The sequence below is a fragment of the Microcoleus sp. MON1_C1 genome, assembly GCF_036701945.1.
Taxonomy (GTDB): domain Bacteria; phylum Cyanobacteriota; class Cyanobacteriia; order Cyanobacteriales; family Microcoleaceae; genus Microcoleus.
In genome coordinates this window covers 70847-79851 of sequence record NZ_JAUBRO010000036.1, presented here as the reverse complement: position 1 = coordinate 79851, position 9005 = coordinate 70847, and the positions used below count along the sequence as shown (strand labels likewise).

Annotated in this window: 10 protein-coding genes; 1 reads left to right on the top strand and 9 read right to left on the bottom strand. The window is 46.5% G+C overall.

Going from position 1 to position 9005, the window contains the following annotated elements:
- Positions 1-427 (top strand): ATP-binding protein (locus tag QUA62_RS20150; protein WP_333406230.1); only part of this gene is annotated, 427 nt, incomplete at its 5' end.
- A gap of 286 nt (positions 428-713) precedes the next feature.
- Here QUA62_RS20150 and QUA62_RS20145 read toward each other — a convergent pair.
- The 9 genes from QUA62_RS20145 to patD form a co-directional block, all read right to left on the bottom strand.
- Entirely contained in the window at positions 714-1127 is a 414-nt protein-coding gene (locus QUA62_RS20145) for a nuclear transport factor 2 family protein (protein WP_190657739.1), read from the bottom strand.
- Between the two features lie 76 nt (positions 1128-1203).
- Positions 1204-2043 (bottom strand): Uma2 family endonuclease, encoded by an 840-nt coding sequence (locus QUA62_RS20140; protein WP_333213886.1) that lies wholly within the window; start codon positions 2041-2043, stop codon positions 1204-1206.
- 74 nt (positions 2044-2117) lie between these two features.
- Positions 2118-3113 (bottom strand): AEC family transporter, encoded by a 996-nt coding sequence (locus QUA62_RS20135; protein WP_190657735.1) that lies wholly within the window; start codon positions 3111-3113, stop codon positions 2118-2120.
- A 374-nt stretch (positions 3114-3487) separates the two neighbouring features.
- Entirely contained in the window at positions 3488-3694 is a 207-nt protein-coding gene (locus tag QUA62_RS20130; protein ID WP_190657733.1) for a glycogen debranching protein, read from the bottom strand.
- 215 nt (positions 3695-3909) lie between these two features.
- A complete protein-coding gene (locus QUA62_RS20125) occupies positions 3910-4395 on the bottom strand; it encodes a GNAT family N-acetyltransferase (RefSeq protein ID WP_333406229.1) in 486 nt (161 codons plus the stop codon).
- A gap of 276 nt (positions 4396-4671) precedes the next feature.
- Entirely contained in the window at positions 4672-5745 is a 1074-nt protein-coding gene (locus tag QUA62_RS20120) for an RNA polymerase sigma factor, RpoD/SigA family (RefSeq protein WP_333347348.1), read from the bottom strand.
- Between the two features lie 139 nt (positions 5746-5884).
- Complete coding sequence (locus tag QUA62_RS20115; RefSeq protein ID WP_333406228.1) at positions 5885-7558, bottom strand: ABC transporter ATP-binding protein; 1674 nt, start codon at positions 7556-7558, stop codon at positions 5885-5887.
- Between the two features lie 338 nt (positions 7559-7896).
- Entirely contained in the window at positions 7897-8481 is a 585-nt protein-coding gene (locus tag QUA62_RS20110; protein WP_190657725.1) for a zf-TFIIB domain-containing protein, read from the bottom strand.
- Between the two features lie 42 nt (positions 8482-8523).
- Positions 8524-8925, bottom strand: a complete 402-nt coding sequence (patD, locus tag QUA62_RS20105; protein ID WP_333406227.1) for a heterocyst frequency control protein PatD — start codon at positions 8923-8925, stop codon at positions 8524-8526.
- Positions 8926-9005 lie beyond the last annotated feature (80 nt).

Genomic DNA, 9005 nt, shown 5'->3' with positions numbered 1-9005 from the left:
GACCTGTTATGCAGGTCAGCTTAATCAGGTGTTTATGAACCTTTTAGCGAATGCTATAGATGCTTTGGAAGAGCGGGCAAGTAGAGAAGAGGGTGCAGTTTTTCACCCCCAAATTTTGATTCGTACTGAAGTCGTAGCGGGCAATTCCTATGACAACAGTAGCACTGCTTCAGACATTCGGGTCACAATTGCTGATAATGGTATTGGCATGACTGAGAAAGTTCGTTCAAAACTTTTCACTCCCTTTTTTACTACTAAGCCAATCGGAAAAGGTACAGGCATGGGATTGTCAATCAGCCGAAAAATTCTGCTAGAAAAACACTGCGCTCAAATACAGTGTTTTTCTACGCCAGAGCAGGGAACGCAGTTTATTATTGAGATGCCGACTATCTGTACAGCAACCAATGTCGCGGTATCTATGGTCTAGGAAACTGATTGGGCCCAATTCATCATATAGCGGTTTTCAGTTGCAGGGGAGAAATCAGCAGTAATTCCGAAAGTTGCGCTAACGGGCTGAGACAAAAACTGAAGCCAAAATGGCTTAAAACCTAGATAGAGAAAGACTTTTACCTCGAAGGGGCATGAATCTAATATTTACACTGGTTTCAGGCATTTTTAGGCCATAGACCTCTTTCTTTTGCGAGGGAGAGGTTTTCAGCCCCTAAAAAGGTGAGAAAATGTCTAAGTTTCATTAAGCAACTCACAGATAACTCCTATCGAAACTTCCGTTCTGACTCTTGAATGGGAACATCATTAATACTAGCTTCACGTCTTCGCATTAACCCATTTTCTGCAAATTCCCACTGTTCGTTACCATAGGCGCGATACCAGTAGCCAGAGTCATCGTGCCACTCATACTCAAATCGAACAGAAATCCGATTGTCTGTAAAACTCCACAGTTCTTTCTTTAAACGGTAATCTAATTCCTTTGCCCATTTTCGTCTTAAAAAAGCCTTGATTTCTTCCCGTCCGCTGAAGAATTCGGCACGATTTCGCCACTGAGAATCTTCCGTATAAGCTAAGGCTACTCGTTCTGGATCGCGGGTATTCCAGGCATCTTCAGCAGCTTGAACTTTGGCTTTAGCCGTTTCCAACGTAAAGGGCGGTAGAGGTGGTTTAGTTTCCATAAGCTTGGTTTTCTGTGATTATAAAAGGTAAGGTACGCAGTGCTAGCGCTACAGAGAGAGTTTTGGGACTTTGATATCAATCCTCAGCATCGGGATCGATTCCCATTGCTCGCAGTCGCTCCGCTAGCTGGGCAACTTTTCGCTCTGCTTGTTCAGCTCTTTCCCGTTCTTGTTCAGCTCTTTCCCGTTCTTGTTCAGCTCTTTCCCGTTCTTGTTCGACTAGGGCCCGCTCAATTTCAACTTGTTCGGAGCCAGTTAACAGCAAATTCCCCTGCGAATCCCACCACCGCAGCCAAAGAAGTTCTTGATTTTGATAGCTTCCCTGCCAGAGTCCCAATTCTACATCTAGTACAGGAATGGGATAGTGACCGCGTTCGTTTGGCTGCATCCTTTGATACACAAAATCTATTAGGTGATAGACCTCTAAATTGCCCGTTCTCATTTCATAAATCCCGTAGTAAGGAATGCGGATAATTCTCTCGTACACCCAAAACTTACCCGGTTTAGTGGTGGTACCATCAGCGGCCACAGTCAAGGGAGTACGATCGCGCTCTTCCTCTCCATTACCGCTAGCAAATTCTAAAGCAATGAACGGAGCCATGTGTTCCCGCCAAAGTACATAAGAACGGCGAAAACCGTCAAGTGTTGCCGGTACATTCGGCACGTAAAACCAATCCGGTGCTTCTGCACCTCGCTCTGGCGGGTCAGTTTCTCGCCAGTAAATACCGCAATCTTGCCCGATCGCATATTGTCCGTCTGGATGCAGCCGCTCTACAACCGGCCCGATCGAATCTGTCAGAATGATGCTCTGGGGATGCTCCTGAAAATTTTTCACAAATGTACCGTCTTCGTCTGGCAATTGGGTATGGTCGGGGAATGCAGGAGGCAGACCTGTAGCAGTTATTATCTCAGTCATCGTCTTTTCCGTGCAGTTATTGTTAATTGTACTGCGAAATTTTAGAGCCATCTGATTTGAAACTTTAGCTAATATTAACTAAACCCAGCTAACCACAGCGGAAGCATCAACAGCAACCCGACGGAAGTGAGGGCGATGCTGCTAGCTAACAAATCGCGATCGAGCTCGTAGACTTCTGCTAAAATCAGCACGGAAAGAGCTGTGGGCGTTCCCGACATCAACACCAACACGAACCTCGGATCGCCGCTCAATCCGAAATAACTAGCACCTAATCCGATCAGCACCGGCACAATTACCACTTTTAACAGCGACGGGATTAACGCTAGTTCAAAACTTTCCCATTTCTTAATAGATCTCAGCCGGATGCCAACCAGCAGCAAAGCACTGACAATTACCACCCAAACTGCCGTCTGCAATCCCGATTCCACTGTCTCGGGCAGGGGGATGTTTCTCGTGAAAAAACCAACTAAAAATGCCCACAGGGCGGGAACTGTCAGCACGTCCCGGATCTGAGTCCACCAGTGATTTGGTTGCTCGGAATTCCCGAAATAGCTCGCAATAAATACACCGAAACCGTAGGTTCCGATCACGTTGTTAGTAACGCTGTATAAGACGGCCCAGTTGTTGTTATCGCTGCTGATGATAGAGGGGGTGATTGCTAATCCGACAAAGCCGGTATTCCCTAGCATCGCAGCTAGGATAAAACTGCCTTGGCTCGATCGCTTCAGGGAATTTATATTTAACAAAAATAAGTTAACCAGAGAATTCTTGCCCTGAAAAGATGGCTTTTTGATGTGGGCCGCACTCAGCATCCGCAATAATACCCAAGTCAACCAAGCTAAACTCGTACTCACAAATAACACAAATATGGCGATCGCCGGCGTGAATCCCACAGCACCCGAAAAATCGCTTTGACGGGCTAAAACTAGAATTTGCAGCGGTATCCCAATCCAGAAAAGAAAGTGGCTCAGCAGCTTGGGAAAATTAACTGGGATGTACTGAAACAACAGCAGTCCCAAGCCAGTGCAAATAACTAGAGGGGTATAAGCGTGAAATAAGGTTTCAAGCATAAAAATTTAACTTGACAATTTGAAATGCCTTTATGTATTAATTGTAATGCTAAAGTCCGTTTAATAAATGCGAATTGTCGTTAGCGGAGCCCTCGAAGAGGATCGTACTTGCACGCTTTTTCGTCCTAGCGTGTTCGCAGCACAGCAGGCCCGAAAATTTCCCCCCAAATTCCCGCACTTTGCAGGGCACAATCTTCAGACTCGCAGCCCCAAATGATAGCAGCTTTTTACCTTCAGGTTCACAAAACCTCTGTTAATTTGACCAATGTGCGATCGAGCTATCTTGCCTTTTCCAAACAGATGTCCCCCGTTTTCCGGCCGCTTCGAGCGAACGGAAACAGGGGGAGACTAAAGCTGCTGATGACTTGCACTCATTAATTCAATTTCAAAGCATTAACAGGCACCTCATCCCAAGAATTAACAGTCCGCAAGGTAGCAACCCAGCCCTGCTGTTTTTGCTCCGCCGTCAAATTCTGCTCAAAAGATTTGTGGCAATCCTTCGCTTGAGTCTCATCGCAACAAGCAATGCAAGAATAAAGAATGCCCGACGGATCGATTTGCTCGTTTACCCAAATAATCACGATCGACTCTCTCCATCAAAATCTACTGTTACTTAAATTTTCCTATATTTTTGCCAATTAAGTAGGTCGGTATTAATTAACCGGAGTGCGGCATTTTAGCTTAACAGGCAAGATGCCTGTTCCACACAGGCAAGATGCCTGTTCCACACACAGGCAAGATGCCTGTTCCACAACAGATGAATTTTTTGTGGGGTGGGCTTCTAGCCCGCCCTGAATTACTTCGATGCCAAAGTTGCCAAAGACTCGCCCGCAACCCGGCAAATCCGCCAGTCGGGCATCACATCAGCACCGATACCCTTGTAAAATCCGATCGCCAATTCATTCCAATCCAAAACACTCCATTCCAAACGCCCGCAGCCCCTTTCAACCGCCAACTGCGCTAAATAAACTATCAAAGACTTGCCAATTCCCCGCCCTCGAAACTCAGGGACCACAAACAAATCTTCCAAATAAATTCCCGGCTGAGTCAAAAAAGTAGAATAATTGTAAAAAAACAGCGCCCAGCCCACAACTTGACCTTCGCACTCCGCTAAAATCGCTTCAGCAAAAGGTCGATCGCCAAACAAATGATGCTCCAAATCAACCGCATTGCCAGTAACGGCATGAGATAATTTTTCGTACTCAGCTAAAGCTTTAATCAAATCAAACAGCACCGGCACGTCGGCGCGGGTAGCTGGACGCAAAATTGCCTCAGAAGACATAAATAAGTAAGTAGTACGCGACAATCAAGAATTAAAAATACCACATCAAGACATTTTTAATTTGTAATTTTTAATTAAGTTTTTCCCCATTGAATAAGCATATATAGCAATCCTTGCAGGAGTCGTAAATTTTTTACCCCACCCCCACCCTCCCGAACCAGCGGGGAGGGAGTAATAAATTCACAAATGATGCGAAGATTGCTATATACGGCGGGGTCGGAGTGTCCCCACAATAATTTTAAGATTTTTCAAAATGCCAACTCAATGTTTTTTAGTTTATTTCAACCAGCCCTTCAATCGTTCCGTCACTTGAGGGCGGCGCAGCTTTCGCATTGCCTTATTTTGAATTTGACGGACTCGTTCGCGAGACAAATTGAACAAACTGCTGACCTCTTCTAAAGTGTAAGGTTCGCCAGTCAGCAAACCGTAACGCATAGCAACAATCTCTTTTTCGCGCTCCGTCAAAATACTGTCCAACACCTCCAAAATATCTTGGCGCATCATCATCTCATTCATCTGAGCTTCGGGAGATTGCGTCGCGTTATCTTCGAGAACATCCAAAAGTTCCGAACTTTCTTCTGAGCCGATGCGGTGGTTGAGAGACAAAGATTGCCGGCGTACTTGCTGGAGGTAGCGAAGCTGTTCGCAAGAAACTTGCATTTCTCTAGCAAGTTCAGTTTCAGTTGGATTGCGTTTAAGAGAACGCCTCAAATCTCGATAAACTTTTTTGAGTTTATTTAACTGTTCGACAATGTGAACAGGCAAGCGAATCGTCCGCCCTTGATTGGCAATTGTCCGGGTAATTCCTTGGCGAATCCACCAATAGGCATAAGTAGAAAACTTGTAACCCTTCTCCGGATCGAACTTTTCGGCTGCCCGGTTTAAACCCAAAGCTCCTTCCTGAATTAAATCGAGAAAAGGCACGCCCCGATTGAGATAGCGTTTAGCAATCGAAACCACCAAGCGCAAATTCGAGCTGATCATTTTCCGTTTCGCCGACTGACACTGGTGGCGAAGTTGTTGCAGTTGAGTTTCGCTCACTCCCAAAGCCGCTGCGAGTTCAGCTTTTGTCGGCACTCTGTCTAATTCCTGCTGCAAACGCTGTTCTAGTTCATCCAGGGCTACCAATTCTTGAACGCGGCGCGCCAACTCCACCTCTTCGGTGGCAGTCAGTAGAGGATAGCGAGCCATTTCCTTGAACAAAGCTCCCACGGGATCGTCGGCAGACCAGTTGTTGTATGCTGACGAGCGAGTTACCGTGGGACGATCGATCTCGGTGTCCTCATCCTCTGCGATTGCGAATGAGGCTTCGGGTGCCACCGCAAAACTGCCTAGGTCAGATTCTGCCATATGGTGCTTGGTGTCGGTGGGAGGATTTGAAAAGTATCCCTTAACTTTAACGAATTTAATCGAAAATTTCCGAAATCCATCTAGAAGGCGGTGAGTGACTTTAGTGGCTGATATCTGTTCGCCCCTTTTTTAGAGATTTTTATTGAGTTCGAGCCAGTAAAGGAGCTGCTTGCAATAATTGCTGAGTGTAAGGGTGCTGCGGATTAGTAAAAATATCCCTAGTCTTACCGATTTCAACAATTTTTCCAGCATTCATTACCGCAATGCGATCGCAAAAAAATCTCGCCACCCACAAATCGTGCGTAATAAACAGATAAGTCAAATTAAATTCCTGCTTCAACTCCAACATCAGCTCTAAAACTTGAGTCTGCACGCTGGCATCCAGCATACTCACAGGTTCGTCGCAAATTATCAGTTTCGGGCGAGTAATCAAAGCGCGGGCGATCGAAACTCGCTGCTGTTGTCCTCCCGACAATTCCCCCGGATAGCGGCGGAAGAAATCCTCCCCGGGAGTTAAACCCACCCGCTCTAACATTTGGATTACTTGTTTTTTAGCTTCGCTGCCATTAGCTAATTTGTGAATAAACAAAGGGTCAGCAATACTTTGCCCGACAGTCATCATCGGATTCAGGCAAGCGTGGGGGTCTTGAAAGATCATTTGCATTTCGCGGCGGTGCTTCCTCACAGCATCGCGGTTCAGAGCAGTTATATCTATTCCTTGAAATTCAACTTTGCCGCCAGTCGCGGTAATTAGCTGCAAAATCGTGCGTGACAAGGTACTTTTGCCGCAGCCGGACTCCCCCACCAGCCCTAGGGTTTCTCCCTGTTGTAGTTCTAAACTAACGCCGTCTACTGCTTTAATTACCTGGCGATTCCTGGAAAACAACTGATCTAATAAATTGCTTTCTAAACTGTAGTGTTGCTGCAAATCCGTTACGGTCAAAAGAGGCGAATTTGTTAAGTTTGCAGTAACGGCTTCAGTCCTGATTTCCTCGAATGCTAACCCTTTGTCGGAATCGGCTTGAATGTGCAAAGCTGCTTTGAGGAGCGATCGAGTATATTCGTGCTGCGGCTTTTCAAACACGTTTTGCACCGGCCCTGTTTCTACGACTTTACCGCCGTACATCACCGCAATGCGATCGCAATACTCAGCCACCATCGCCAAATCGTGAGAAATCAACAAAATAGCCGTTCCCCGTTCCTCGCAAAGTCTGGTTAATTCCTGCAAAATCTGAGCGGCTACAGTTACGTCCAAACTTGTAGTCGGTTCGTCTGCCACAATTAATTTGGGATCGAGCAAAAGAGCCAAAGCAATTGCTACTCTTTGCCGCATTCCGCCGCTAAATTCGTGGGGAAATTGCGACCAGCGAGACGCGGGAATTTTCACAGCTTCCAGAGTTTCGATCGCCCGTTTCTTAGCTTGCTTGCGATCCAAATTCGGTCTGTGAGCTTGCAAAGTCTCGATGCAATGTTCTCCTACAGTCATCAAAGGATCGAGACGAGTCATCGGATCTTGAAAAATCAATGCTACAGCTTCGCCCCGAAACCGTCTCAGCCGCGAAGCATTCATATCAAACACTGACTCTCCAGCAAAACTAACTCGCCCCTCAATCAGCGTTGAATCCGGCAGCAACCGCATCGCCGCCCTTCCCAAAGTTGACTTTCCGCAGCCAGACTCCCCAACTAATCCGAGCTTTTCCCCCGGTTTCAGCGTCAGGGAAACCCCGTCAACGGCCCAACCGGATTGGCCTCGCCGCTGAGGATAAGCTACTCGCAGATTGTCAACTGAAAATAGAGAAGAGTCATTAGTCATTAGTCATTAGTCCTTAGTCTGGTGTCTGGTGTCTGTTGTCTGTTGACAGTTAACTGTTGTCTGTTGTCTGTTGACTGTTGACTGTTAACTGTTGTCTGTTGTTATTTATTATTTATCAATATACGGGCGGTTAGTTGTTAGTTATTAGTATTGTTCAGGACTTATTAGTTATTGGCAAGAGACCGATATGCTGTTTGTAAATACCAATAGAAATTGTTACAAACAAAGATTTTATCACTACATCATTAACCGACCAACCGCTTACTAACAACAGTCAACAGTCAACCGTTAACAGTCAACCGTCAACAGTCAACAGCCAACAGCCAACCGTCAACTGACTAAATTTCCTTTCGCTTCAACTCAGCTCTCCGCAGTATGTAAGTAGCCGCACAATCTGCGTGAGGATGGTCTGCTAAAACTTCCGCCAGTTCCAACACGTATCCGGCGATATCCGGCCCCAGCTTCTCAGTAAGCACTTGACGTTCCCGAGAGGCGAGTTCTTGCACGCGGGCCTTAGCTTGCCAATTGGCAGAAAACATCTTGTCAATCTCGGTGTGGAATCCCAGACTTTCGAGAATGTCCCACTCGCCGTTATCGCACCAAATGCCCCCGCACAACATACAGCGCTCTATGTAAAAGGGCACTCTGCTGAAAGGAACTTTCGCCCGTGACAGATAGTGACCGTCTTCGGGACACAGCGCTGCTTTGCTGTCGTAGACTGACGGCGTGAATTCTATGCCCAGAGTCCCTGTCGCATCTGGCTTCTCGGATTTGTTGTACCACTGGCTCTGCTCTTTCTGCCAAGCTTCGTATTCTCTGCCTGGAATCCAGATACCGTAACAGTTGGGACACCACTGCACGGACATACGGCCGGCTAAGGTACCGCCTTCTAAGTTGGGATGTTTACATTTTGGACATTCCACCGCTTTATTTCTCCTTGCCTTCTTAATTCCCTGTTAATTCAATTATTTATTCTGCATCTGGGCGGGGCCTGAAGACTCAGAATTTTTTTGTAGCAGCGCGCCACAGTAGCCAATTAGCGTGTTGAGCCGCGCGATCGCCGCAGTTTGCCTCGCCTTTGCTGTCGCTGGCTGGCGCGACGCTTGCAAAAACGTGACATCTGTCCCCAACAACCGCAGTTGCTTGTGAATTTCCGTCAAATAGGACTGCTCTGGGGGTGTTTCTGAGCCGTCTAACTCATCGCTTTCGGCTCTCATAATTTGGTTTCCGAAAAATTGTTGCACTTTTCTGTATTCGACCGCCAGCGCGGCCCCATCCAGATTATCCTGTGCAGCAGTTCTTTGTAGTTGTTCTAGTGCTTGCTGTAATTCTTGGTAGCACTGGCGGCGGTCTTCGGACAATATCATGATTTTGTAAACAAATTTGTATTTATAATCAAAGTAGATACTTACTTAAGTTTGCTCATATGGAGGGAAGCCGTGCGTTT

Excerpts from the sequence above, each read along its gene's own strand:
- QUA62_RS20145 (WP_190657739.1), bottom strand. The coding sequence starts at position 1,127 with ATGGAAACTAAACCACCTCTACCGCCCTTTACGTTGGAAACGGCTAAA.
- QUA62_RS20140 (WP_333213886.1), bottom strand. The coding sequence starts at position 2,043 with ATGACTGAGATAATAACTGCTACAGGTCTGCCTCCTGCATTCCCCGAC.
- QUA62_RS20135 (WP_190657735.1), bottom strand. The coding sequence starts at position 3,113 with ATGCTTGAAACCTTATTTCACGCTTATACCCCTCTAGTTATTTGCACT.
- QUA62_RS20125 (WP_333406229.1), bottom strand. The coding sequence starts at position 4,395 with ATGTCTTCTGAGGCAATTTTGCGTCCAGCTACCCGCGCCGACGTGCCG.
- QUA62_RS20120 (WP_333347348.1), bottom strand. The coding sequence starts at position 5,745 with ATGGCAGAATCTGACCTAGGCAGTTTTGCGGTGGCACCCGAAGCCTCA.
- QUA62_RS20115 (WP_333406228.1), bottom strand. The coding sequence starts at position 7,558 with ATGACTAATGACTCTTCTCTATTTTCAGTTGACAATCTGCGAGTAGCT.
- patD (WP_333406227.1), bottom strand. The coding sequence starts at position 8,925 with ATGATATTGTCCGAAGACCGCCGCCAGTGCTACCAAGAATTACAGCAA.